At 74.9% G+C, this 24,814-nt stretch carries 19 protein-coding genes; all 19 read left to right on the top strand.

Annotated elements, in window-relative coordinates; all coding sequences use genetic code 11:
* Window positions 1-14: 14 nt before the first annotated feature.
* The 19 genes from IE287_RS17870 (at window position 15) to IE287_RS17780 (ending at window position 24,813) form a co-directional block, all read left to right on the top strand.
* A complete protein-coding gene (locus IE287_RS17870; protein ID WP_189850040.1) occupies window positions 15-1,334 on the top strand; it encodes a nucleotide sugar dehydrogenase in 1,320 nt (439 codons plus the stop codon).
* The gene (locus tag IE287_RS17865; RefSeq protein WP_189850039.1) at window positions 1,324-2,589 is read left to right on the top strand and encodes a glycosyltransferase family 4 protein; all 1,266 of its coding nucleotides are present in this window, start codon (window positions 1,324-1,326) and stop codon (window positions 2,587-2,589) included. Before IE287_RS17870 ends, IE287_RS17865 begins: the two co-directional genes overlap by 11 nt.
* Complete coding sequence (locus tag IE287_RS17860; RefSeq protein WP_189850038.1) at window positions 2,586-3,965, top strand: Wzz/FepE/Etk N-terminal domain-containing protein; 1,380 nt, start codon at window positions 2,586-2,588, stop codon at window positions 3,963-3,965. Before IE287_RS17865 ends, IE287_RS17860 begins: the two co-directional genes overlap by 4 nt.
* On the top strand, window positions 3,962-5,497 hold the full coding sequence (locus tag IE287_RS17855; protein WP_189850037.1) for a Wzz/FepE/Etk N-terminal domain-containing protein: 1,536 nt from the start codon (window positions 3,962-3,964) through the stop codon (window positions 5,495-5,497). The genes IE287_RS17860 and IE287_RS17855 overlap by 4 nt, the downstream gene beginning before the upstream one ends.
* A gap of 3 nt (window positions 5,498-5,500) precedes the next feature.
* A complete protein-coding gene (gene asnB / locus IE287_RS17850; protein WP_189850036.1) occupies window positions 5,501-7,435 on the top strand; it encodes an asparagine synthase (glutamine-hydrolyzing) in 1,935 nt (644 codons plus the stop codon).
* A 28-nt stretch (window positions 7,436-7,463) separates the two neighbouring features.
* Window positions 7,464-9,647, top strand: coding sequence for a bi-domain-containing oxidoreductase (locus IE287_RS17845; protein ID WP_189850035.1), 2,184 nt, complete (start codon window positions 7,464-7,466; stop codon window positions 9,645-9,647).
* A complete protein-coding gene (locus IE287_RS17840; protein ID WP_189850034.1) occupies window positions 9,644-11,611 on the top strand; it encodes an alginate lyase family protein in 1,968 nt (655 codons plus the stop codon). The genes IE287_RS17845 and IE287_RS17840 overlap by 4 nt, the downstream gene beginning before the upstream one ends.
* 20 nt (window positions 11,612-11,631) lie before the next feature.
* On the top strand, window positions 11,632-13,149 hold the full coding sequence (locus IE287_RS17835; RefSeq protein ID WP_373307862.1) for a right-handed parallel beta-helix repeat-containing protein: 1,518 nt from the start codon (window positions 11,632-11,634) through the stop codon (window positions 13,147-13,149).
* Window positions 13,150-13,213: 64 nt separating this feature from the next.
* Window positions 13,214-14,524, top strand: coding sequence for an O-antigen ligase family protein (locus tag IE287_RS17830; protein WP_189850119.1), 1,311 nt, complete (start codon window positions 13,214-13,216; stop codon window positions 14,522-14,524).
* 7 nt (window positions 14,525-14,531) lie between these two features.
* Complete coding sequence (locus IE287_RS17825) at window positions 14,532-15,806, top strand: glycosyltransferase (RefSeq protein WP_189850032.1); 1,275 nt, start codon at window positions 14,532-14,534, stop codon at window positions 15,804-15,806.
* On the top strand, window positions 15,803-17,038 hold the full coding sequence (locus tag IE287_RS17820; RefSeq protein ID WP_189850031.1) for a class I SAM-dependent methyltransferase: 1,236 nt from the start codon (window positions 15,803-15,805) through the stop codon (window positions 17,036-17,038). The genes IE287_RS17825 and IE287_RS17820 overlap by 4 nt, the downstream gene beginning before the upstream one ends.
* Window positions 17,035-17,841 carry a glycosyltransferase family protein gene (locus IE287_RS17815; RefSeq protein ID WP_189850030.1) on the top strand — a complete coding sequence of 269 codons (807 nt, stop codon included), beginning with the start codon at window positions 17,035-17,037 and terminating at the stop codon, window positions 17,839-17,841. Before IE287_RS17820 ends, IE287_RS17815 begins: the two co-directional genes overlap by 4 nt.
* The gene (locus IE287_RS17810) at window positions 17,838-18,485 is read left to right on the top strand and encodes a PIG-L deacetylase family protein (RefSeq protein WP_189850029.1); all 648 of its coding nucleotides are present in this window, start codon (window positions 17,838-17,840) and stop codon (window positions 18,483-18,485) included. Before IE287_RS17815 ends, IE287_RS17810 begins: the two co-directional genes overlap by 4 nt.
* A gap of 3 nt (window positions 18,486-18,488) precedes the next feature.
* Window positions 18,489-19,514, top strand: a complete 1,026-nt coding sequence (locus IE287_RS17805) for an NAD-dependent epimerase/dehydratase family protein (protein ID WP_189850028.1) — start codon at window positions 18,489-18,491, stop codon at window positions 19,512-19,514.
* Window positions 19,502-20,785, top strand: a complete 1,284-nt coding sequence (locus IE287_RS17800) for a DUF4910 domain-containing protein (RefSeq protein WP_189850027.1) — start codon at window positions 19,502-19,504, stop codon at window positions 20,783-20,785. The genes IE287_RS17805 and IE287_RS17800 overlap by 13 nt, the downstream gene beginning before the upstream one ends.
* On the top strand, window positions 20,782-22,083 hold the full coding sequence (locus IE287_RS17795; RefSeq protein WP_189850026.1) for an MATE family efflux transporter: 1,302 nt from the start codon (window positions 20,782-20,784) through the stop codon (window positions 22,081-22,083). Before IE287_RS17800 ends, IE287_RS17795 begins: the two co-directional genes overlap by 4 nt.
* On the top strand, window positions 22,080-23,036 hold the full coding sequence (locus tag IE287_RS17790) for a glycosyltransferase family 2 protein (protein ID WP_189850025.1): 957 nt from the start codon (window positions 22,080-22,082) through the stop codon (window positions 23,034-23,036). Before IE287_RS17795 ends, IE287_RS17790 begins: the two co-directional genes overlap by 4 nt.
* On the top strand, window positions 23,033-24,265 hold the full coding sequence (locus IE287_RS17785) for a polysaccharide pyruvyl transferase family protein (protein WP_189850024.1): 1,233 nt from the start codon (window positions 23,033-23,035) through the stop codon (window positions 24,263-24,265). Before IE287_RS17790 ends, IE287_RS17785 begins: the two co-directional genes overlap by 4 nt.
* Window positions 24,262-24,813 (top strand): dTDP-4-dehydrorhamnose 3,5-epimerase family protein, encoded by a 552-nt coding sequence (locus IE287_RS17780; protein ID WP_189850023.1) that lies wholly within the window; start codon window positions 24,262-24,264, stop codon window positions 24,811-24,813. The genes IE287_RS17785 and IE287_RS17780 overlap by 4 nt, the downstream gene beginning before the upstream one ends.
* Window position 24,814 lies beyond the last annotated feature (1 nt).

Here is a 24,814-nt window from a genome sequence, read left to right as displayed (position 1 = left end):
GGGAGGAACGAGTCATGAAGGTCAGTGTCTTCGGCCTCGGCTACGTGGGCTGCGTGTCGGCCGCGTGCCTGGCCAGTCTGGGGCACGAGGTCGTCGGGGTGGACGTCAACCAGGTGAAGGTGGACCTGGTCAACGACGGCAAGGCCCCGGTGGTCGAGGAGGGCATCGGCGAGCTCGTCGCCGAGGTCGTGGGGACCGGGGCGCTGCGCGCCACCCGCGACGTCCGCGAGGCGATCCGGGACAGCGAGGTGTCGCTGATCTGCGTCGGCACCCCCTCGGAGCCCAACGGCAGCCTGTGCACCACCTACCTGGAGCGGGTGACCGAGGAGATCGGGGCCGCGCTGGCCGAGCGCGGCGGGCGGCACACCGTCGTCTTCCGCAGCACCATGCTCCCGGGCACCTGCCTGAACCTGCTGCTGCCGATCCTGGAGAAGCACGTGGGGGGCACCGCCGGCGTGGACGTCGGGGTCGCGGTCAACCCGGAGTTCCTGCGCGAGGGCACCAGCGTGCGGGACTTCTTCGACCCGCCGAAGACCGTCGTCGGAGAGCTCGACGAGGCCAGCGGCGACGTGGTCGAGTCGCTCTACGACGGTCTGCCCGGCGAGGTGTTCCGGGTCCCGATCCCGACGGCCGAGGCGATCAAGTACGCGGACAACGCCTTCCACGGCCTCAAGATCGGCTTCGCCAACGAGCTGGGCGCCGTCTGCCGGGCCCTCGGGGTCGACTCGCACCAGGTGATCGACGTCTTCCTCGCCGACCGCAAGCTGAACATCAGCCCCGCCTACCTGCGGCCCGGCTTCGCCTTCGGCGGCTCCTGCCTGCCCAAGGACCTGCGCAGCCTGGTCCACGCGGCGCAGCGGGCCGACGTCTCGGTGCCGATCCTCGCCCACGTCCTGCCCTCCAACGCCGACCACCTCCAGCGCGCGGTGGAACTGGTCGAGCGCACCGGCCTGCGCAAGGTGGGCCTGTTCGGGCTCTCCTTCAAGCCCGGCACCGACGACCTGCGCGAGAGCCCCCTCGTCGAACTGGCGGAGCGGCTCTTCGGCAAGGGGTACGACCTGCGGATCCACGACGCCAACGTGAGCCTCGCCCGGCTCCTCGGAGCCAACCGCGAGTACATCGAGAACCGTCTCCCCCACCTCGCGCAGCTCCTCGCGGACTCCGTCGACGAGGTACTCGACCACGCCGAGGTGTGCCTGGTCGGGACCAGGGACCCGGCCGTCCTCGCGGCGCTGCCCCGGGGCGGCACCGGCCCGATGATCATCGACCTCGTCCACCTCCCCGACGCCGCCGCGCGCCGGGCCGAACCGGGATACGTGGGCCTTGCCTGGTAAAGCGAGGGGCGGCGACCGGCACGGCCGGCGCGCGCTGATCCTGGTCGAGAACCTCTCGGTCCCCTTCGACCGGCGGGTCTGGCAGGAATGCACGACGCTCCGCGACGCGGGCTGGACGGTGCACGTCATCTGTCCGCAGGGGACCAAGCGGGACACGGAGGCCGAGGTCGAGATCGACGGCGTCCGCATCCACCGCTACCCGCTGCGCGCCGCCACCGGAGGGCCCGCCGGCTACCTGCGCGAGTACGGGGCGGCGCTCTGGCACACCGTGCGGCTGGCACGGCGGATCGGCCCGGTCGACGTCGTCCACGCCTGCAACCCGCCGGACCTGCTGTTCCTGGCGGCCCGCTGGCTGAAGCGGCGCGGCGCCCGGTTCGTCTTCGACCAGCACGACCTGGTGCCCGAGCTGTACCTCTCCCGCTTCGACCGCGGCGAGGACCTGCTCTACCGCGGCGTGTGCGCGCTGGAGCGCCTGACCTACCGGGCCGCCGACGTCGTGCTCGCCACCAACGAGAGCTACCGGGACGTCGCGGTGCGCCGCGGCGGCCGGAGCCCCGAGGACGTGTTCGTGGTGCGCAGCGCGCCCGACACCGACCGGTTCCACCCGGTGCCGGCCGAACCGGAACTGAAGCGCGGCAAGCCCCATCTGCTGTGCTACCTCGGGGTGATGGGGCCGCAGGACGGCGTCGACTACGCGCTGCGGGCGCTCGCGAAGCTGCGCGACGAGGTCGGACGCTCCGACTGGCACGCGGTCTTCGTCGGCGGCGGCGACACCTTCGACGCGATGGTGGAGCTGTCCCGTCGGCTCGGTCTGTCGGACCAGGTGGAGTTCACCGGCCGGATCCCGGACGCCGACCTGGCCCGCTACCTGTCCACCGCCGACGTGTGCCTCTCCCCCGACCCGCACAACCCGCTCAACGACGTGTCGACCATGAACAAGGTCCTGGAGTACATGGTGATGGGGCGGCCGATCGTCTCCTTCGAGCTGCGGGAGGCGCGCGTCTCCGCCGGTGACGCCGCCGTCTACGCGCCCGCCAACGACGAGTCCGCGTTCGCCCGGCTGGTCGCGGAGCTGCTCGACGACCCGGAGAAGCGGGCCCTGATGGGCAAGACCGGGCAGGAGCGGATCGGCGGGCCGCTCGCCTGGCGCCACTCCCAGCGGGCGCTGCTCGCCGCCTACGAAGCCGCCTGCCGCGACCGCGCGCCGGTGCCGGGGACCGTCCCGGGCCGGGCGGGGACGAGGCCGCGCCGTTGAGCGACGACACCATACGCCTGGTCACGATCGGGCGGATCGTCCGCCGGCGCCGGCGGCTGCTCACCCTCCTCGTGGTGACGGGCGCGCTCGTCGGGTACGGCACCTCCGTGCTGCTCCCGCCGCGGTACACGACCTCGGCGTCGGTGCTGCTGCCGGGGGCGTGGGAGGAACGCGAACTGCGGACGCAGGCGGAGATCGCCACCAGCTCGGTGGTGCTCGACCGCGTGGCGGCCGCGCTCGGCCGCCCCGCCGTCGACGCCGCCGGGCTGCGCGAGCGGGTGGGCGCCGAGGCGACCGAGGGGAACATCGTCAGGATCTCGGGCACGGCCGGGACGCCGGAGGGCGCCCAGCGCCTCGCCGACGAGGTGGCCGAGGAGTTCGTGGCGTTCGCCACCCGGGTCGTCGGCGACGACACCGACCCGGAGGCCGCGTCGCGGACGGAGGCGCTGCGGCGGCTGGTGACGCGGACCGACCGGCGGATCACCGAGCTGGCCGACGCGGCCGGCACGGGGAAGTCCGTGGAGAGCGTGCAGACCCGCACCGAGCTCGCGAAGCTGCGGACCTCGCTGCAGGAGGCCGTGGAGAAGCTGGAGCAGGCCGCGCCGGCCTCCGGCAAGGCCAACATGGTCGTCATGGGGCCGGCGGCCCGCCCGTCCGGCGAGGCGCCGCCGACCCGGACCCAGCTCGTCGCCGCGGGCGCCCTGCTGTTCTTCCTGCTCGCCGTCGTCGGACACCTCGCCGCCGCGCGGGTGAGCCGGCGGCCGCGGACCGAACCGGAGATCACGGCGGCGCTCGGCTCGGTGCTGCTCGGCACCGTCGACGTGCCGGGCGACCGGGCCGCGTACCGGCGGGAGGGGCGCGGGCCGTGGGCCCTGTTCCGCCGTCTCCTCGGGGTGGACGTCCGATGGGACCTGCCGGTCCCCCGGGCCTCCGGCGACGAGGCCGGCCGGCGGATCCGCTACCGGCGGGTGATCGCCCGGCTCCGGGACGTGCTGCCGGCTCCCCGGCGCCTCCTCGTCGTCGTCCCGGACGGCGACGGGATCGCCCGCCGGGCCGCGGCCGAGCTCCTCGCCGAGGCCGAGGGCGCCTCCGCGAGCGGGGGGAACCCCCGGCTGCGGGTGGTGGAGGTGGCGGTCTCCGAGCCGCTGGTGCCGGACCACGACGGCGAGTCGGGGGCCCTGGTCGTGCTCAGCGCCGGCAGCTGGACCGCCGGGGAGCTCTCCGGCATCTCCGAGGCGTGCGCCGACGCCGGGCACGAGGTCGTCGGCATCGTCCTGGCCGGCCCGGTCCGGGCCCGGCCGACCCGGTCGGCGGGCCCCGCCCGGCCCGCCGCTCCGGCGCTCACGGTCGACGACACGACGGGGGTCCCAGGGTGACGACGCGTACGACCCCGGAGCCGTCGGCCGCGGCTCCGCTGCTCGACCTGCACACGCTGGTGGTGGCGGTCCGCAGGCGGCGCCGCCTGTGGGGCTCCATGGCGCTGCTCGGGATGCTCGGCGGCGCGGGCTCGGCGGTCCTGCTGCCGACGCCGCCCACCGCGGTGACCAAGGTGCTGGTCGCCCACCAGGAGGACCAGCCGAACGACCCCGGGACGCTGATCCGCACCGACGCCGCGCTGCTGCACACGACGCGGATCGCCGGTGACGCCCTGAAGGCCCTCAAGTCCCCCGACAGCCCCGAGGACTTCATGAAGGACTACGTGGGCAGCGGGCTGACCAACAACGTGCTGCAGATCGAGGTGACCGGGGAGAGCGACGCCGAGGCGGTGGCCCGTGCCCGGGCGCTGGCCGACGCCTTCGTCGCGGACCACGTGCGGCGGATAAGGGAGGCGTGGAACGCCGAGGCGGACGCGCTGATCGACCAGCGCGACCGGCTGCGGGGCGAGCTGACCCAGGTCAACACGGCGATCGCGGACGGTCCCCCGGCGGGCGGGCCCCCGGCCTCCTCCGACATGGAGTCGCTCTTCGCCCGCCGGGCCGAGCTGACCTCGCAGATCTCCGACCTCGGACAGCGGGCGGCGGAGGCGCGCATCGGCACGCCCCGGCTCATCGCCGGCACCCAGATCGTGGACGCGCCGCGCGCGCTGCGGAACTCGCTGCCGGGGACCGCCGCCACCAACTCGGCGATCGGGCTCGCCCTCGGGCTCGCCCTGGGGCTCGCGGTGTCCGCGGTCGGCACGGTGGTGGCGGACCGGCCGGTGCTGCGCCGGGAGATCGCGGCGCACCTCGGCGCCTCGGTGGTCGGGGAGCTTCCCCGCCGGTCGGCCTCGCCGTGGCGGCGCCGGCGGATCGGGGCGGAGCGTTCCCGGCTCGCCGCCTCCCTGGCCCGCACCGCGCGCGGTGCGGCGGAGCCGCTGTCGCTGCTGGAGCTGGGGTGCGCGCCCGACGCCGCGGCGCTCGCCCTGGACCTCGCGCGGGTGCTGGCGGCGGACGGCCCGGTGGTGGTGGTCGACGGTCTGCCCGGGCGGCGGCTCGCCGACCGCCGGGCCAGGCCGGGCGACCCGACCGTGGTCGGGGTCGACCACGCGGGGAGCGTGCCGCGGCAGGAGCTGCGGCTCGGCGTCGGCTCGGTGGCGCCCGGGACGGCCTGGTCCGAGCTGCCCCTCCTCGGGCCGCGGACCGTGCTCGTGGTGCGGGCCGGGCACGCCGGCGTCGCGTGGCTGCACACGGTGGCCCGGCAGCTCGCGGAGCAGCACGTCCAGGTGGCCGGTGTGGTGCTGCTCGCCCCCGACCCGCGGGACCGCACCGACGGAACCCTGTGGTCCGGCCCGCCCGCCCCTGCCGCACCGGGCCGGCCGGACGCCACGGACGGGCCGGCGGCCCGGCGGGACGGGACGGAACGGCGGCGGGCGGAACGGCTGCCCTCCTGGGCGGCGCAGGGACCGGACAGCGATCAGGGAGCGAGGTAGGACATGTGTGGCATCGCAGGCACGTACCGCTGGCCGGACGGGAAGGCCGTGACCGACCGGCTCACCGACATCCTCGCCCACCGGGGGCCGGACGGTGCGGGGCGGTACGGCCGTCCCGTCGGTGACGGCGAGGTGCACCTGGGGCACCGCAGGCTGGCGATCGTCGACCTGTCCGACACCGGGGCCCAGCCGATGGTCTCGGACGGACTGGTCCTGACGTACAACGGCGAGCTGTACAACGCCCCCGAGCTGCGGGCCGAGCTGACGGCGGCCGGGGCGCGCTTCCGCGGCACCTCCGACACCGAGGTGCTGCTGGAGGCGTGGCGGCGCTGGGGCACGGACTGCCTGCCCCGGCTGCGCGGCATGTTCGCGTTCGGGATCTTCGACGAGCGGACCGGCGAGCTGGTGCTCGCCCGGGACCAGCTGGGCATCAAGCCGCTCTTCCTGCTGCGGCGCGGCGGGGGCCTGGTCTTCGCCTCCGAGCTGAAGGCGCTCGCCGCGGCGACCGGCGGGAGGCTGGAGGTGGACCACGGGGCGCTGGTGGCCTCACTGCTGTACTACTGGGTGCCGGACTCGCGGTGTGCGTACCGGGAGGCGGAGAAGCTGCCGCCGGGAAGCTGGCTGCGGGTGCGGCCCGACGGCCGGACGGACCGCGGCCGGTTCTGGGACCTGCGGGAGGTCGCCGCCGAGGGGCGGGAGCGGGCCCGGTCCGGTGAACTGCCGGACCTCGCCGCCGTCGTCGCGGAGTCGACCCGGCGCCACCTGCTCTCCGACGTGCCCGTGGCGACCTTCCTCTCCGGCGGGCTCGACTCCAGCTACCTGACCGCGCTCGCCGCGCGCGACCGGCCGGGGATCTCCGCCTACACGATCGGCTTCCGGGCCGAGGACGCCCGCTTCGAGGCCATGCCGGACGACCTGCGGTACGCCCGGCAGGTGGCCGCCCGGTACGGGGTCGACCTGCACGAGATCGAGATCGCGCCGGACGTGCTGGACCTGCTGCCGCGGATGACGTACCACCTGGACGAGCCGATCGGCGATCCCGCGGCGATCAACACCTTCCTGATCTGCTCGGCGGCCCGGGAGGCCGGGGTGAAGGTGATGCTGTCGGGCATGGGGGCCGACGAGCTGTTCGCCGGCTACCGCAAGCACCTGGCCAACCTGCTGGCGCTGCGCTACCAGCGCGTGCCGCGGCCGCTGCGGCGCGGCCTGTCGGCCGCGGTCGACCGGCTGCCGGTCGCCTCGGCCCGCCGGGGATACCGGTCGGTGCGGTTCGCGAAGCGGTTCCTCTCCTTCGCGGACCTGCCGGAGGAGACCGCCTTCCGGCGGAGCTACACCCTGTACGACCGGGCGGAGCTGCTCGCGCTGGTCGACCCGGACCTGGCGGGGACGGTCGACGACGTGCTGACCGAGCACGCGGACGTGTACCGGGACAACGACCTCGACGACTTCGTCAACCGCATGTGCCTGGGCGACGCGCGGATGTTCCTGCCGGGGCTCAACCTCGCCTACACCGACCGGTCGAGCATGGCCGCGTCGACGGAGGTGCGGGTGCCGTACGTGGACGTCGAGGTGGTCAGGGCGGCGTTCGCGGTGCCCGGCGACCGCAAGATCGTGGGACGGCAGGGGAAGGCCGTCCTGAAGGAGGCGGCCGCCACGGTGCTGCCCCGGGAGATCGTGTACCGGCCCAAGGGCCTGTTCAGCGCCCCGCTGCGGGCCTGGATGAGCCGGGACCTGGCCCCGCTGGTGCGCGAGGTGGTGCACGACGGCCTGCTCGTGGAGTCGGGGCTGCTCCGGCGCGACGCGCTGGCGCGCATGGTCGCCGAGGACGCCGCAGGACACCGGGACTACTCCAAGCACCTCTGGCATGTGCTGACCCTCGAGCACTGGTACCGCGACGCGACCTCCGGGTCCGGCGGGGACGCGCGCTCGGCGGCGTAGAAGACGGCTCGGAAACAAGGGGACTTCGGTGAAACAGGTTGTGCAGAACTACAAGAGCGGCGAGCTGGCGGTGCTCGACGTGCCGGTGCCCGGGTGCAAGCCGGGGGGTGTGCTGGTCCGTACCGCCTACTCGCTGATATCCACCGGGACCGAGCTGATGAAGGTCTCCGAGGCCGGCATGTCGATGCTGGGCAAGGCCCGCTCCCGGCCGGACCAGGTGGCGAAGGTCATGCAGAGCGTGGCCGTCAACGGGGTGCCCGCGACCTACCGCAAGGTGATGGGGAAGCTCGACTCGTACACGCCGCTGGGCTACTCGCTGTGCGGGGTGGTGGAGCAGGTCGGCGCCGGGATCGACGACGTGAAGGCCGGCGACCTGGTCGCCTGCGCGGGCAACGAGCACGCGCTGCACGCCGAGCTGAACTGGGTGCCGAAGAACCTCTACGCGCCGGTCCCGGAGGGTCTCGCCTCCCGGCACGCGGCCTTCGGGACCGTCGGCTCGATCGCCCTCCAGGGCGTCCGCCAGGGCGAGCCGCAGCTCGGCGAGGTGGCGCTGGTCATCGGCCTCGGGCTGATCGGGCAGCTGGTGGCGCAGCTCCTCACCGCCGCCGGGGTCCGGGTCGTCGGCGTGGACCCGGACCCGGCGCGCTGCGCGCTCGCCCGGGAACTGGGCGCCGCGGCCTGCGGCGATCCCGCGTCCCCGGCGGTGGAGGCGGCCGTCGCCGAACTGACCGGCGGTCACGGCGTGGACCAGGTGTACCTGGCGGCCGGCGGCGCGAGCAACCAGCCGGTGGAGCTGGCCGCCCGGCTGGCCCGGGACCGGGGCCGGGTCGTCGACATCGGCAAGTGCCGCCTCGACCTGCCGTGGAACGCGTACTACGAGAAGGAGCTGGACGTCCGCTTCTCGCGCAGCTACGGCCCCGGGCGCTACGACCCGGAGTACGAACTGGAGGGTCGGGACTACCCGATCGGCTACGTGCGCTGGACCGAGCGGCGCAACCTGGCGTGCTTCCTCGACCTGGTGGCACGCGGCCGGGTCGACGTCGAGCCGCTGGTCTCGCACGTGGCCGACTTCGACGACGCCGTCGAGACGTACCGGTCCCTGGAGGACGGCGAGCTGAAGGCCGTGGCCGTGCTCTTCCGTTACCCCGAGGGCGCCGGGGACGAGGAGGCGCAGGCCCCGGCGGTGACCGTCCCCGAGGTGCGGCGCGCCGGGCGGGCGGCTCCGGCGCGGGCGGTCCGGGGGCCGGTGCGGCTCGCGTTCGTCGGCGCGGGGAACTACGCGACGTCGATGCTGCTGCCGCACCTGGTGGGGCGCGAGGGCGTCGAGCTGTCGACGGTGGTGACCACGACGGCGCTCTCGGCGGCCAACGCGCAGCGGAAGTTCGGCTTCGCCTCGGCCACCACCGACCTGGACGCCGTGCTGGACGACCCGACCGTGGACGCGGTGTTCGTGGTCACCCGGCACAGTTCGCACGCCGAGCTGACGCGCAGGGCGCTGCTCGCCGGCAAGGCGGTCTTCGTGGAGAAGCCGCTGGCGCTCACCGGGGAGGAGCTCGCCGGGGTGCTGGCCGCGGTGGAGAAGTCCGGCAACGACCGCCTGCAGGTGGGCTTCAACCGGCGGTTCGCGCCGCTGCTCCAGGAGGCCGGGCGGCGGTTCGGCGCCCGGACCGGTCCGGCGAGCCTGCGCTACCTGGTGAACGCGGGCCGGCTCCAGCAGGGCAGCTGGTACCTGCGGCAGGGCAGCGAGGGATCGCGGTTCGCCGGCGAGGGCGGGCACTTCGTCGACACGGCGAGCTGGCTGCTCGGCGCCGATCCGGTCTCGGTGTACGCGACGGCGACGGCCGGCAACGAGGACCTCCAGGTCGTCCTCGGCTACCCCGACGGGTCCACCGCTACCATCAGCTACGTCACCACCGGGCCCTCGGGCTTCCCCAAGGAGACCCTCGACCTGATCGCCGACGGCAAGGTGCTGAAGCTGGACGACTTCGTCCGCGCCTCGGTCCACGGTCCCGAGCGGTGGGTCAGCTCCCGGCTGCCGAAGGCCCGCGACAAGGGCCAGAACGCCGAACTGGCCGCGTTCGTGCGGGCCGTGCGCGGCGGCGGGCCGATGCCGGTGCCGCTGGAGTCGCTCGTCGCGACGACGGCGGCCACCCTCGCCGTGGAGACCGCTCTGGGGACCGGCGCGCCGGTGACGCTGGCGGGGCCGCGATGACCGTGAGCGCGGGGAGCCCGGGCTGGTACCTCCGGCGGCTGTCCCGGATGGGGCCGCGGGAGGTGGGCGGCCGGGCGGTCGACACGGTGCGCCGGCGCAGGTGGCGGTCGGCACGGCCGGAGTGCCCGGGCGCGCCCGGCGCCCGCTTCACCGCGGTGCTGCCCGCCGGGACGGTCGCCTCGGTGGACCCGGACGCGGCGAAGCGGCTGGTCGCGGAGGCGGACCGGCTGATGGCGGGGCACGCCGAGTACTTCGGGGTGGAGCGCGACGACCTGGTGGACCCGGACTGGTGGTTCGACCCGAAGACCGGGCGCCGGGCCCCGTGGGGGTACGCCTTCGACGTGCCGTACCGGGACGAGGAGGCGGTCGGCGACATCAAGCAGATCTGGGAGCTCTCCCGGCACCAGTACCTCACCGTGCTCGCCGCCGCCTACGCGGTCACCGGGGACGAGCGGTACGCGGAGCGGGTCGCCGAGCACCTGCGGTCGTGGTGGGCGGCGAACGCGCCGCTGCGGGGGGTGCACTGGACCAGCGGCATCGAGCTGGGCATCCGGCTGCTCTCCTGGGTGTGGGTCCGCCGGCTGCTCGACGGCTGGGCGGGCGCGGCCGGCCTCTTCGAGGGCAACCCGGTGGCGGTGAGCCAGATCTGGCACCACCAGCGCTGGCTGGCCGCCTTCCCGAGCCGGGGCTCATCGGCCAACAACCACGTCGTCGCGGAGGCCGCCGGGCAGTTCGCCGCGGCCTGCGCGTTCGACTGGTTCCCCGCGTCGGCGCGGTGGCGGGCCGACGCGCTGCGCTCCCTCGAACGGCACCTGCGGAGCAACACCTTCCCGTCCGGGCTCAACCGCGAGCTGGCCTCCGAGTACCACGGGCTGGTCCTCGAACTCGGCCTGGCCGCGCTGGCCGAGGCGGACGCCGCCCGGGTGCCGGTCCCGGCCGCGGTCCGGCTGGTGCTGCTGCGGATGACCGACGCGCTCGCGGCCGTCGTGGACGGGCGGCTGCGGCCGCCGCGCCAGGGCGACGCGGACGACGGGCACGGGCTCGTCGTGGACGGGGCGGGCACCGACCGGTGGGGCTCGCTGCTGGCCACCGGGGAGGCGGTGTTCGGCCGGCTCGACTGGTGGCCCGAGGTGACCGGGACCGACGTGCGCACGACGCTCCTCGCCGCGCTCGTCCGGCCGTACGGGAAGGGCGGGGGCACGCCCGCGGTGCGCCGGCCGGCGAGCCGGCCCGCGCACTTCGCCGACGCGGGTCTGACCGTCCTGCGCGGTCCCGGGGGGATCTGGTGCCGCTGCGACGGCGGTCCGCACGGCTTCCTGTCGATCGCGGCGCACGCCCACGCGGACGCGCTGTCGGTGGAGGTCCGGCACGACGGCGTCGACGTGCTCGCCGACCCGGGGACGTACTGCTACCACGGGCAGCCCGAGTGGCGGCGGTACTTCCGGTCGACCCTGGGCCACAACACCCTGGAGCTGGGCGGCACCGACCAGTCCGTCTCCGGCGGCCCGTTCCTGTGGACCCGGCACGCCCGCAGCCGCGTCCTGGTCGCGGACGCCTCCGGCGGGGACACCGCCCGGTGGTGCGCCGAGCACGACGGGTACGAGGGGGCCGTGCACCGGCGCCGGGTGGAGCTGGACGGCGGGAACCGGGAGCTGCGCGTGGTCGACGAGGTGACCGGCGGGCGCACGGCGGTGCGTCTGGCGTTCCACCTCGGCCCGGCGATCGCGGCGGAGCTGGAGGGGAACCGCGCGGTGCTCCGCTGGACGCGGGACGGCGAGGACCGCTCCGCGGTGCTCGACCTGCCCGGGGAGCTGTCCTGGCGGGCCCACCGGGGGGAGACCTCGCCGCCGCTGGGCTGGTACTCCGCCGGTTTCGGGCGCAAGGAGCCCAGCACCACGCTGGTCGGCAGCGGTTTCGCCGACGGCATGCGGGGGTTCACCACCGTGCTCGGGTTCCACGGCTAGGGGGGAGGGGGAGCGTGGGGATCACGTGGCGGCGCCGGGCGGTGCCGGTGGCGCTGGCGCTGCTGGCGGCGACCGGCTGCGAGGGCGCCCCGGCGGCACGGCCGGCGGCGGCACCGGCCGCGCCGTCGTCGGCGACGGCGGCCGTGGCCCGGGTCTGCGACGCGCCCGCGGCCGGGCCGGCGAAGGCACCGGCGGGTGCGGTGGTCGTCGACCCCTCGGTCGTCGGCGACCTCGCGGCGAAGACGGAGCGCAGTCCCGCGGGGACCACGTTCTGGCTGCGCCCCGGCGAGCACCGGCTGGAGCCCGAGGCCTACGCGCAGGTGATCCCCAAGGAGGGCAACCGCTACCTCGGCGCGCCGGGCTCGGTGCTCGACGGCCGCCGGACCAACCAGTACGCGTTCGGCGGCACCGCCGCCGGCGTGACCCTCCGGCACCTGACCGTGCGGGGGTTCGTCGCGCCCCGCGACGAGGGCGTGGTCAACCACGACTCGGCCGACGGATGGGTGATCGAGCACACGACGATCCGGGACAACGCGGGGGCCGGTCTGATGGCGGGGGCCCGCCAGCACCTGCGCGCCAGCTGTCTCAAGGACAACGGGCAGTACGGCATGAACGCGTACAAGGCGGGGGACTCGATCCGGGGTCTGGTGGTGGAGGGCAACGAGATCACGGGCAACAACACCGACGACTGGGAGCGGCGCGAGCCGGGCTGCGGCTGCACCGGCGGCGTGAAGTTCTGGGCCGTCGACGGCGCCGACGTCCGCGGCAACTGGGTGCACGACAACCGCGGCGCCGGGTTGTGGGCGGACACCAACAACAACGACTTCCTCTTCGAGGGCAACGTCCTGGAGGCCAACGACGGTGCCGCGCTGATGTACGAGACCAGCTACAACGCGGTCGTCCGGGACAACACGATCCGGCGGAACAACCGGGTCGAGGGCCGTGCGGCGGCCGGGCGCGGCGACGACTTCCCGTACGCGACCGTCTATCTGTCGGAGGCAGGCGGCGAGCCGCGCGTCCGGGCCCGCACGGACAGGATCGAGGTCTACCGCAACGTGCTGGAGGACAACTGGAACGGCATCACCCTGTGGGAGAACGCCGACCGGTTCTGCAACAGCCCGGCCAACACCTCGGCCGGCTACTGCACGCTCCTGGTGGCGGGGGCCGGCCGCTGCGCGCCGCCGGCGATCGCCGAGGAGCCGCTCCGCTCCGACTGCCGGTGGAAGACGCAGCGGGTGGACATCCACGACAACCTCTTCCTCCTCGATCCGGCCGCCGCCGGGTGCGCGGCGGAGTGCGGCCGGATGGCGGTGGTGGCCAACGAGGGCACCGCGCCGGACTGGTCGCCCTACCGGGGCGCAGGGGTGGCGGAGGCGATCGCCCACCGGCAGGGGAACCGCTGGCACGCCAACGTCTACCGGGGGCCGTGGAGTTTCGCCGCGGGCGGTCTCGGCGGGGTTCTCGACGCCGGGCAGTGGCGGGGCGCGCCCCACCGGCAGGACGCGGGCAGCACCTTCGAGCCGCGGGCCGGTGGTTGAGATGGGCGGAGAACCGACCCGCCGCGAGACCTCCGGCGGGGCGTCCGGCGCGGCTTCCGGCCGGATGTCCGGCGGGGCCTCCGGTGCGGCTTCCGGCTCGGCCTCCGGTGCGGCTCCCGGCTCCGCGGACGCCCCGGGCCCGAGCGGTGCCGCTCCCGCGGTGTCCGGGACGCCGAAGGGCGTCGGGGTGGCCTGGGCGCTGCTCGGACTGAACACGCTGGGGTCCGCCGGGGCGAAGACGGTCGTCCCGCTCCCCCGCTCCCTCATCCAGATGGGCACGATGGGGGCGTTGGTCGCCGCGTTCGCGCTGGCGCTCGCCCTCAATCCGCGGGTGCGGATCCGGCCCAGCGCCTTCGTCTTCCTGCTGACGCTGCTGCTGGTGCCGAGCCTGATCGCCAGCGTGCAGCTGGAGGTCGGCCTCGGGGCCCTGTTCCGGTGCGCGCGGCTGGCGCTGTTCGTGGCCACGCTGTGGCTGCTGAGCCGCTGGTGGGACGGGAGCCTGACCTTCGTCCGGTACCACGTCCGGATGTACTTCGCGGTGCTCGTGCTGGTGGCCGTCGGCCTCGCGGTCGCGCCGGGCACCGCCCTGCCGGAGTACTACGGGGGGCGCCTCGTCGGCGCCCTGTGGCCGCTGACCCCGCCGCAGATCGGACAGTACGCCGCCGTGGTCATCGGCCTCACCGTGCTGCTGCTCCTCGGCCGCAGGACCGGCGGGGCGGGCGCGGCACTGGTCATCGTGCCGTCGCTGGTGCTGCTCGCGATGACGCACACCAGGACGGCGACGCTGGGCCTGGTCATCGGGCTCGTCCTGGCGATCGGCTCGCTGGTGCTGACCAGCGGGGCCGCCCGCCGGTTCTTCGCCTGGGCGGTGCTGTGCGCGGCGGTGGCGGCGGTGGTCTTCAGCTCGGCGCTGCGGACGTGGTTCCTGCGCGGGCAGAGCCAGGAGAACTTCTCCAACCTCACCGGCCGGGCCAAGGTGTGGGACGCCCTGCTCGCGGCGCCCCGGACGCCCGGCGAGGAGGCCTTCGGGGTGGGGCTGAGCGACAAGTCCTTCGACGGCCTGCCGATCGACAACAGCTGGCTGGCGGTCTACCACGAGCAGGGCCTGGTGGGCGTGGCGATCGTGGCCGCGATGATCATCGCCCTGGGCGGCGTGGCGCTGCTGCGGCCGCCGTCGCTGCCGCGGGCCTGCGCGATCTTCCTGATCGGCTACTGCGCCCTCTCCTCGTACACCGAGGTGGGGCTCGGCGACGCCTCCGCCTATCTGCTGCACCTGACCCTGGCGGCCTCGCTGCTCGCGGTGCCCGCCCCGGCGGCGCCGCTCCCGGCGGCCGACACCCCCCGACGACGCGTCCCGCGATGGGCCCGGAGGTGACCTGAGCATGCATGTCCTGGTGGTGCACAACCGCTACTCCTCGGCGCAGCCGAGCGGGGAGAACAGGGTGGTCGACGAGGAGGTGGGGCTGCTGCGCGCGGCCGGACACCGGGTGGAGCTCTTCGAGCGGCGCAGCGACGACATCGCCGGCCGGTCCCTGCTCGGCAAGGTCGCGGTGCCGCTGCTGGTGCCGTGGAACCCGGGGGTGCGGACGGAGCTCGCGGCGCGGCTGCGGGCCGACCGGCCGGACGTGGTGCACGTCCACAACGTCTTCCCGCTCCTCTCCCCCGCCGTGCTCGCCGCCTGCGCGGACGCCGGGGTGCCCGTCGTCGCCACGCTGCACAACTACACGCAGGTCTGCCCGCCGGGCACCCTGCACCGGGACGGCCGGCCGTGCTCCGAGTGCGTGGGGACGCGCACGTCGCTGCCCGCGGTCCGGCACGGCTGCTACCGGGACTCGCGGCTGGCGACGGTGCCGCTCGCGGTCGGCCAGAGCGTCAACCGGCGGCGGTGGTGGTCGGGGGTGGACCGGTTCCTCTGCATCTCCGCCGCCCAGCGCGACGTGCTGGTGCGCTCCGGCATGCCGGCCGAACGGCTGGTGGTGAAGCACAACTTCGTGCCCGACCCGGGCATCCGCAGGACCGGCGGCGGAGAGCACCTGCTCTTCCTCGGCCGGCTCGCGGAGCCGAAGGGCGTGCGGCTGCTCATGGCCGCGTGGGACGGGCTCGCCGCGGAGGGAGGGGTGGGCGTGCCGCTGGTGGTCGCCGGGGCCGGACCGCTGGAGCCGGAGGTGACCGCCTGGGCGGCGGGCCGGGACGACGTCCGGTACGCCGGCCTGTACGACCCGGAGGAGTGCCGGAAGGCGGTCGCGCGGGCGGTCGCGGTGGTGGCCCCCTCACTGGCGAAGGAGACCTTCGGTCTGGTGGTCGCCGAGGCGATGGCGGCCGGGGTCCCGGCCGTCGCCGCCGGGCACGGCGGTTTCGTCGAGCTCGTCGAGGACGGGGTGACCGGGCTGCTGCACCGGCCGGGCGAGGCGGGCTCGCTCGCGGACGGTCTGCGGCGGATCACGGCCGACCCGGTCCGCAACCGGGAGATGGGGCTCGCGGCCCGGAGCCGGTACGAGCGGGGCTTCGGCCCGGCCGTCGGCCTCGCGCGCCTGGAGGAGGAGTACCGGTCCGTGATCGCGGGCCGGTCCGGCGGCGGGGTCGTCCCGCCGCCCTCAGGGGAAACGACTGGCTCGCCGCGGGTCCGCCCGCGCGAGCGGGATGGGGGAAGCAGATGACACGTTGCCGACTGTGCGGCTCGACGGCGCTGACCAGCGTCGTCGACCTCGGGGCGACGCCGCCGTGCGAGAGCTTTCTCGCCGAGGACCAGCTGGACCTGCCGGAGCCGGCGTACCCGCTGCACCTGCGGGTGTGCGCCGACTGCTGGCTGGCACAGCTGCCTCCGCTGATCGCGCCGGAGGAGACCTTCCGGGAGTACGCGTACTTCTCCTCCTACTCGACCTCGTGGGTGGAGCACGCGCGCACCTTCGTCGAGGGCGCCGTCGAGCGGCTCGGTCTGGGGGCGGACGCGTTCGTCGTCGAGGTCGCGAGCAACGACGGGTACCTGCTGAGGCACGTGGTGGACCGGGGGATCCGCTGCCTCGGCGTGGAGCCCTCGGTGAACGTCGGCGCGGTGGCGCGGGAGGCGGGCGTGCCCACGCTCACCGCGTTCCTGTCCCCGGAGACCGGTGCCGCCGTCCGCGGCGAGCACGGTCCGGCGGACCTGGTGGTGGCGAACAACGTGTACGCGCACATCCCCGACGTGACCGGCTTCACCCGGGGGCTGCGGGCCCTGGTCGCCGACGACGGCTGGGTCTCCGTCGAGGTGCAGCACCTGCTGACGCTGATCGAGGAGAACCAGTACGACACGATCTACCACGAGCACTTCCAGTACTACACGGTCGCGTCCGCCGCCCGGGCGCTCGCGAGCGGCGGGCTCACGCTGGTGGACGTCGAGCTGCTGCCGACCCACGGCGGCTCCCTCCGGCTGTGGGCCCGGCCGGAGGGGGCGGCCGGCGAGCCGACCGCGCGGGTGGCCGAGGTCCTGGACCGGGAGAAGGCCGCCGGGCTCCAGGAGCTGTCCGGGTACACGGAGTTCTCGGCGCGGGTGGCGAAGGTGCGCAGGGACCTGCTGCGGTTCCTCGTCGAGGCGGCCGAGCGCGGCGAGACGGTCGTCGGCTACGGCGCGCCCGGCAAGGGCAACACGCTGCTCAACCACTGCGGCATCCGGCCCGACCTGCTGGCGTACACGGTCGACCGGAATCCCTACAAGCACGGCCGGTACACCCCGGGCACCCGCATCCCGATCCTGCCGCCCGAGCGGATCGCCGCCGACCGGCCCGACTACGTCCTGGTCCTGCCGTGGAACCTGCGGACCGAGCTGGTCGAGCAGCTGTCCTTCGTCCACGAGTGGGGCGGCCGTCTCGTCTTCCCCATCCCGGAGCTGAGCATCGTCGAGGTGACGTCATGAAGGTCGTTCTGTTCTGCGGCGGTTACGGGATGCGGATGCGCAGCGGTGCCTCCGACGACGTGCCCAAGCCGATGGCGATGGTCGGCCCGAGGCCGCTGATCTGGCACGTCATGCGCTACTACGCGCACTTCGGGCACCGGGAGTTCATCCTGTGCCTCGGCTACGGGGCGGACCACATCAAGAACTTCTTCCTCCACTACGAGGAGACCGCGTCCAACGACTTCGTGCTCCGGGGCGGGAGGACCGAGCTGCTGTCCACCGACATATCGGACTGGACGATCACGTTCGCGCAGACCGGCATCGAGTCGCCGATCGGCGAGCGGCTGCGCCGGGTGCGCCACCACCTGGACGGCGACGAGATGTTCCTCGCCAACTACGCCGACGTGCTCACCGACGCGCCGCTGGACGAGATGATCGACCGCTTCGCCGCGCGCGACGCCGGCGCGTCGATGATGGTGGTGCCGCCGCAGTCCTCGTTCCACTGCGTGGAGCTGGGCGAGGACGGCCTGGTCGGGGGGATCACCGCGGTGAGCGACCTGCCGCTGTGGGAGAACGGCGGCTACTTCGTGCTCCGCCAGGAGGTCTTCGACCACATACCGGAGGACGGGGACCTGGTCGCCGACGGCTGCGCCGGTCTCGCCAAGGAGGGCCGGCTGGTGGCGCACCGGCACCGCGGCTTCTGGAAGCCGACCGACACGGTGAAGGAGCGGGCCGCGCTCGACGCCGCCTACGCCACGGGCGACCGCCCGTGGGCCGTGTGGGAGCGGGACGGCGCGCGGGCGGACGCCGGAGCCCGCGCGTGATCCGGCTCGGGGCCCGGCCGCTGGAACGGGTCGTCGCGGTGGGCGCGCACTGCGACGACATCGCCATCGGCGCCGGCGGCACGCTGCTGACGCTCTGCGGGGCGCGGCCCGGCCTCCGGGTCGACGCGCTGGTGCTCTCCGGCGGCGGCGGGGAGCGGGAGGCGGAGGAGCGGGCCGCGCTCGCCGCCTTCTGTCCGGGCGCCGACCTGCGGCTGACCGTGCTGAAGCTGCCGGACGGCCGGCTCCCCGCGCACTGGGAGGAGGCCAAGTCCGCGGTGGAGGAGCTGCGCGGGCGGACCGACCCGGACCTGGTGATCGCCCCGCGCGCCGAGGACGCCCACCAGGACCACCGGGGCCTGGCGCGGCTGATCCCCACCGCCTTCCGCGACCACCTCGTGCTCGGCTACGAGATCGTCAAGTGGGACGGCGACCTCGGCCGGCCGGTGGCCTACCAGCCGCTGACGCCGGAGACCGCCGAGGAGAAGGTGCGGCTGCTGCAGGAGCACTACCCCTCGCAGCGGCACCGGCCCTGGTACGACCGGGAGGCCTTCCTCGGCCTCGCCCGGATCCGCGGCATCGAATGCCACGCGCGCTACGCCGAGGCGTTCGCCGTCACCAAACTCACTCTCGACCTGGGGGAATGAACCTTGCGCGTATTGCTGACCGGACACCAGGGCTACCTGGGCACCGTGATGGCCCCGGTCCTCGCCGCCGCCGGGCACGAGGTCGTCGGCCTCGACGCCGGCCTGTTCGCCGACTGCGTGCTGGGCCCGCGGCCGCAGGACCCGGCGGGGCACCGGGTGGACCTGCGGGACGTCACGGCCGAGCACGTCGCCGGGGTGGACGCGGTGATCCACCTGGCGGCGCTCTCCAACGACCCGCTGGGGTCGCTGGCGCCGGAACTCACCTACGACATCAACCACCACGCGTCCGTGCGGCTCGCCCGGCTGGCCCGCGACGCCGGGGTGGGCCGCTTCCTCTACGCCTCGACGTGCTCGGTCTACGGCGCCTCCGGCGGCGACGACCTGGTGGCCGAGGACGCGCCGCTGCGCCCGGTGACGCCCTACGCGGAGTCGAAGGTGCGGGTCGAGGACGACCTGCACGCGCTGGCCGACGACGACTTCACCCCGGTGTACATGCGCAACGCCACGGCCTTCGGCCACTCCCCCCGGCTGCGCGCCGACATCGTGCTGAACAACCTGGTGGGCCACGCCCTGCTCTCCGGAGAGGTCCTGGTCCTCTCGGACGGCACCCCGTGGCGTCCGCTGGTGCACGCCGACGACATCGCGCGGGCCTTCACGGCCGCGCTGGCCGCGCCCCGGGAGGCGGTGCACGACCGGGCGTTCAACATCGGCAGCGAGACCAACAACGTGACGGTCGCCGAGATCGCCGGGCAGGTCGCCGAGGCGGTGGACGGCGCGAAGGTGGTCATCACCGGGGAGAACGGCGCCGACCCGCGCTCGTACCGGGTGAACTTCTCCCGCTTCCGGGAGGCGGTTCCCGGCTTCGACTGCGCGTGGACGGTGAAGCGGGGCGCGCTCGAACTCGCCGACGCCTACCGGGAGCACGGGCTGACCCGGGAGGACTTCGAGCGGCGCTTCACCCGTCTCGCCGTCCTGCGCTCCGCGTCCGAGGCCGGCACCGTCGACGACACCCTGCGGTGGCGCCGATGACGACGCCCGGCGAGGAGATGCACGCCCTGGTGGAGCGGCTCTACCCGCTCTGCCGGAGCATCACCGGCGACGGGGTGCGCGCCACCCTGGACGTCATCGGCGAGTACCTGCCGCTCCAGGTCCACGAGGTGCCGACGGGGACGCGGGTGCTCGACTGGACGGTGCCGCAGGAGTGGAACATCCGGGACGCGTACGTCGCCGACGCGACCGGCCGGCGGGTCGTCGACTTCGCCGCGTCCAGCCTGCACGTGCTCGGCTACAGCGTGCCGGTGGCGGCGACCATGCCGCTCTCCGAGCTCCGCGCGCACCTGCACACCCTGCCGGACCAGCCGTCGCTGGTGCCGTACCGCACCAGCTACTACAAGCCGGCCTGGGGGTTCTGCCTGGCGCAGGAGACGCTGGACGCGCTGCCGGACGGCGACTACGAGGTGCGGATCGACTCGACCCTCGCCGACGGGCACCTCACCTACGCGGAGCACGTGGTGCCCGGGCAGGTCGCCGACGAGGTGATCGTCTCCTGTCACGTCTGCCACCCGTCGCTGGCCAACGACAACCTGGCCGGCGTCGCGGTGGCGACGTTCCTGGCCCGGGAGCTGGCGGAGCGCACCCCGTACCACACGTACCGGTTCCTCTTCGCGCCCGGCACCATCGGGGCGATCACCTGGCTGGCGCGGAACGCGGAGCGGGTGGAGCAGGTCCGGCACGGCGTCGTGCTGGCCTGCGCGGGCGACCGGGGCGCTCTGACGTACAAGCGGAGCAGGCGAGGCGACGCCGAGATCGACCGGGTGATGCGGCACGTCCTGACCGCCTCCGGACGGCCGCACACCATCAGGGAGTTCACCCCGTACGGCTACGACGAGCGGCAGTTCTGCTCCCCCGGCTTCGACCTCGGCGTGGGCTCGCTCACCCGGACGCCGTACGCCGGGTACCCGGAGTACCACACCTCGGCGGACGATCCCTCCTTCGTCGCGCCGGAGGCGATGGAGGACACCCTGGCGGTCCTGCGGGAGGCCTTCGGCGTCCTGGACCGCAACCGGCGGCACCTCAACCTCAGCCCCTACGGCGAACCGCAGCTGGGACGCCGGGGACTGTACGGGGCGCTCGGCGGCCGCAGCGACACCCAGGAGGCCCAGATGGCGATGCTGTGGGTGCTCAGCCTCTCCGACGGCGGGCACGACCTCCTCGACGTCGCCGAGCGGTCGGGGCTGCCGTTCGACACGGTCGCCACCGCGGCGGACGCGCTGCGCGACGCCGGGCTGATCAAGGCATGACGCGGATGACCACCGGGGAGGGGACGGCGGAGGCGCCGGCCCGGCGGACCGCGAAGCGGGCCGTCGCGGGCCGGCTGTCCTGGGGCCTGGCCGACCAGGCGGCCTCCAGCATCTCCAACTTCGCGGTGGGGATCCACGTGGCCCGGTCGCTGGGGCTGACCGCCTTCGGCGTCTTCAGTCTGGCGTGGGTGACCTACGGCGTCGTGCTGAACGTCTCCCGCGGCCTGGCGACCGACCCGCTCGTGGTGCGCTTCAGCGGCGTGCCGGAGCCGTCCTGGCGCACGGCGGTGACCCGTTCGTCGGGGACCGCGCTCGGCACCGGCGTCGTGCTCGGCGCGGCCTGCCTGCTCGCCGGCCTCGCGGTCGGCGGGCGGGTCGGGACCGCGTTCGCCTGCCTCGGGGTCGTCCTGCCGGGGCTGCTGCTCCAGGACGCCTGGCGGTTCGCGTTCTTCGCGGCCGGGGCGGGGCGGAAGGCGTTCGTCAACGACGTGGTGTGGGCCGTCGCGCTCGTCCCGGCCATGATCGTGGCGGCCCGGGTGGGCAGCGTGGCCGCCTTCGTGCTCGCCTGGGGGGCGTCCGCCGCGGTCGCCGCCGCGTACGGCTGCCTCCAGGCGGGCCTCCGTCCCCGGCCGGGCGGGGCGCGCGCCTGGCTCGGCGACCACCGCGACCTCGGCTCCCGCTACCTGGTCGAGAACGTCGCCAACAGCGGGGCGAGCCAGCTGCGGGCGTACGGACTCGGCGCGATCGTCGGGGTCGGCGCGGTGGGCGTGGTGCGGGGCGCCGAGCTGCTGCTCGGGCCGTTCCTCGCCGTGCTGATGGGGCTGTCCCTGGTCACCGTCGCCGAGGCGGCCCGGGTGCTGCGGCGGGCCCCGCACCGCCTCGGCGCCTTCTGTCTGATGCTCGGCGGCGGGCAGGCCGCCGCCGCGCTGCTCTGGGGCGGGGCGCTGCTCCTCCTCCCCGACCGGCTCGGGGAGTTCGTGCTCGGCGGCGTCTGGGCCGCCGCCTCCGAGCTCGTCGTGCCGGTCACGGTCGGCGTCGCGGGCGCCGGCCTCGGGACCGGCGCGGCGGCCGGACTGCGCGCGCTCGGCGCCGCCCGCCGCAGCCTGCGCAGCCAGCTGATCGCCTCCGCCTGCTACGTCGCCGGCGGGCTGGGCGGCGCGGTCGCGGCCGGCACGGTCGGCTCGGCCTGGGGCGTCGCCGCCGCCACCGTCTGCGGCTCGGCCGTGTGGTGGCTGCAGCTGCGCTCCGCCCTGCGGGAGCACCACCGGAAACCGGACCACGAAGTGAGGACCCCATGACCGCCCGACCCCGGCTGAGCATCGGCCTGCCCGTGTACAACGGCGAGGAGTACCTCGCCGAGTCCCTCGACGCGCTGCTGGGCCAGACGTACGAGGACTTCGAGCTGGTCGTCTCCGACAACGCCTCGACCGACGGCACGCGGGACATCTGCCTCCGGTACGCCGAGAAGGACGCGCGCATCCGGTACATCCGGCTGCCCCGGAACATCGGGGCCGCGCCCAACCACAACTACGTGTTCACCGAGTGCCGCGGCGAGCTCTTCAAGTGGGCCTCGCACGACGACCTGTACGCCCGGGACCTGCTGCGCCGGTGCGTGGAGGCGCTGGACGAGCGGCCCGAGGTGATCCTCGCCCACGCCGACCAGGCGGTCATCGACGAGGAGGGGCGGGTGAAGGTCCCCTACGCCTACGGGCTCGCCACCGCCTCCCCGTCCGCCCCGGAGCGGTTCCGCAGCATGCTCTTCGAGCCCGGCGGCGACGACTTCTACGGGGTGATGCGGGCCGACGTGCTGCGCCGGGTGAAGCCGCACGACAGCTACCACCACGCGGACCGCACCTTCGTCTCCGAGATCGGTCTGCACGGGCCCTTCCACCAGGTGCCCGAGCTGCTGTACTTCCGGCGCGACCACCCCACCCGCGCCGAGCGGGCCAACCCGTCCAAGCGGTCCCGGTGCGTCAACCTGGACCCGCGCCGGGCGGGCCCGCTGCACCCGACGCCCCGGCTGCTCGCCGAGTACGTGGGGGGCTACGTCTCGGCGATCCGGCGGGCGCCGCTCTCCTCGGCCGACCGGCGCGCCTGCTACCGGCACCTGGCCGCGTGGGCGGCCAGCCGGGCCCGGCCGGGGGCCGGGGAGCGGGTCGAGGACCGCGCGCCGGTCGACCCGGCGAAGCTCTCCGTCTCCGTCGACGGCCTGGTCGCCGGGCGCGAGGGCCGTGCGGGGAGGCGGCCGTGACGCCGACCGGCGGGAAGCCGGTGCGGGTCGGCGTGTTCGGCCTGCTCGGCTCCGGCAACCTCGGCAACGACGGGTCCCTCGAAGCCGTCCTTGGCCGGCTCCGCGCCGCGTGCCCCGAGGCGGTCGTGGACGCGCTGTGCGGCGGCCCCGAGACGGTCACCGCCCGGTACGGCGTCCCCGCGACGCGGCTGCACTGGTACCGGGGGGAGTACCGCACCGCGTCCCGCGCGGGCGCCGTCGCGGGCAAGGGGCTCGGCAAGCTCGTGGACGCCGTCCGCACGGCCGCCTGGGTGCGCCGGCACGACGTGGTGGTCGTGCCGGGGATGGGCGTGCTGGAGGCCACCCTGCCGCTGCGGCCGTGGGGCTTCCCGTACGCGCTGTTCCTGCTGTGCGCCTCCGGGCGGCTGCTGCGCACCCCGGTGGCGCTGGTCGGCGTCGGCGCCGGCCCGATCGCCGACCGGCCGACCCGGGCGCTGGTCCGCTGGTCGGCGCGGCTGGCCGCGTACCGCTCCTACCGGGACGAGCTGTCCCGGGACGCCCTGCGCGCGATGGGCGTGGACACCGCGGGGGACGCCGTCCACCCCGACCTCGCCTTCGCCCTGCCGGCGCCGGCGGTGCCGGCGGAGCGTCCGGCGGGACCGCCGGGCCCGGTCTGCGTCGGGGTCATGGACTTCCACGGCGGGAACGACGACCGGGCCCGGGCGGAGGAGATCCACCGGCGCTACCTCGACGGGACGACCCGCTTCGTCCGCGCGCTCGCGGCGGAGGGCCGACGGGTCCGGCTGCTCACCGGCGACGCCTGCGACGCACGGGTGGTCGACGCGATCCTCGACGCGGTGGACTCCCCGCTGGTCACGGCTTCCGGCGCGGCCTCGCTGGCCGAGCTGATGGAGGAGGCGGCCGCCGCCGACGCCGTGGTGGCGACCCGCTACCACAACCTGGTCTGCGCGCTGCGGGCCGGGACGCCGACGCTCGCGCTCAGCTACGCCGCGAAGAGCGACGCGCTGATGGCCGGGATGGGCCTCGGGGCCTACCGCCACCCGGCGCGCGAGGTGGACGCCGACCGGCTCATGGAGCAGTTCCGGGAGCTGGAGAAGGACGCGGCCGGGCTGCGGCGGACCCTCGCCGAGCGCAACCGCTCCGCCGCCCGGCGCCTCGACGCCCACCTGGCCGCGCTGACCGCCTTCCTGTTCCCGCACACCCTTCCCACTCCGCGAGAGGCACCATGAGAGCGACCGAAGTCCCGGCGATCGCCGGGGCGTTCCTGTTCGAGCCGACGCCGCACGCCGACGAGCGCGGCTCCTTCTGCCGGACCTTCGACGCCGAGGTGGTCCGCTCGGTGGGCATCGACCCGGACGCCTTCGTCCAGGACAGCCTGTCCCGCTCGGCGCGGGGCGTGCTGCGCGGCCTGCACCTGCGGTCCGGGGCGGGCGAGGCGAAGCTGGTGCGCTGCTCGTACGGAAGGATCTTCGACGTCGTCGTGGACCTGCGGCCCGGCTCGCCGACGTACCGGACGGTGGCCACCTTCGAGCTCTCCGGCGAGACGCAGACGACCCTGTACGTCCCGGCGGGGTGCGCGCACGGCTTCCAGGCGCTGACCGGTCCCGCCGACGTGTCGTACCGGATCGACCGCCCGCACGATCCCGCCGAGGACGTGACGATCGCGTTCGACGACCCGGAGCTCGCGGTGGAGTGGCCGCTGCCGGTCGCCTCGGTGTCCCGGCGGGACCGGGAGGCGCCGAGCCTCGCCGAGGTGCTGCAGTCGAGGGAGGGCTGAG

The organism is Streptomyces omiyaensis, from assembly GCF_014650895.1.
Classification (GTDB): Bacteria; Actinomycetota; Actinomycetes; order Streptomycetales; family Streptomycetaceae; genus Streptomyces; species Streptomyces omiyaensis.
The sequence above is the reverse complement of the archived record's forward strand: the minus strand, read 5'-3'. Positions and strand labels throughout refer to the sequence as shown.

Coding starts and splice junctions, on each gene's coding strand:
- IE287_RS17870 (WP_189850040.1), top strand. CDS start 15: ATGAAGGTCAGTGTCTTCGGCCTCGGCTACGTGGGCTGCGTGTCGGCC.
- asnB (WP_189850036.1), top strand. CDS start 5,501: ATGTGTGGCATCGCAGGCACGTACCGCTGGCCGGACGGGAAGGCCGTG.
- IE287_RS17840 (WP_189850034.1), top strand. CDS start 9,644: ATGACCGTGAGCGCGGGGAGCCCGGGCTGGTACCTCCGGCGGCTGTCC.
- IE287_RS17830 (WP_189850119.1), top strand. CDS start 13,214: ATGTCCGGCGGGGCCTCCGGTGCGGCTTCCGGCTCGGCCTCCGGTGCG.
- IE287_RS17825 (WP_189850032.1), top strand. CDS start 14,532: ATGCATGTCCTGGTGGTGCACAACCGCTACTCCTCGGCGCAGCCGAGC.
- IE287_RS17820 (WP_189850031.1), top strand. CDS start 15,803: ATGACACGTTGCCGACTGTGCGGCTCGACGGCGCTGACCAGCGTCGTC.
- IE287_RS17815 (WP_189850030.1), top strand. CDS start 17,035: ATGAAGGTCGTTCTGTTCTGCGGCGGTTACGGGATGCGGATGCGCAGC.
- IE287_RS17795 (WP_189850026.1), top strand. CDS start 20,782: ATGACGCGGATGACCACCGGGGAGGGGACGGCGGAGGCGCCGGCCCGG.
- IE287_RS17790 (WP_189850025.1), top strand. CDS start 22,080: ATGACCGCCCGACCCCGGCTGAGCATCGGCCTGCCCGTGTACAACGGC.
- IE287_RS17780 (WP_189850023.1), top strand. CDS start 24,262: ATGAGAGCGACCGAAGTCCCGGCGATCGCCGGGGCGTTCCTGTTCGAG.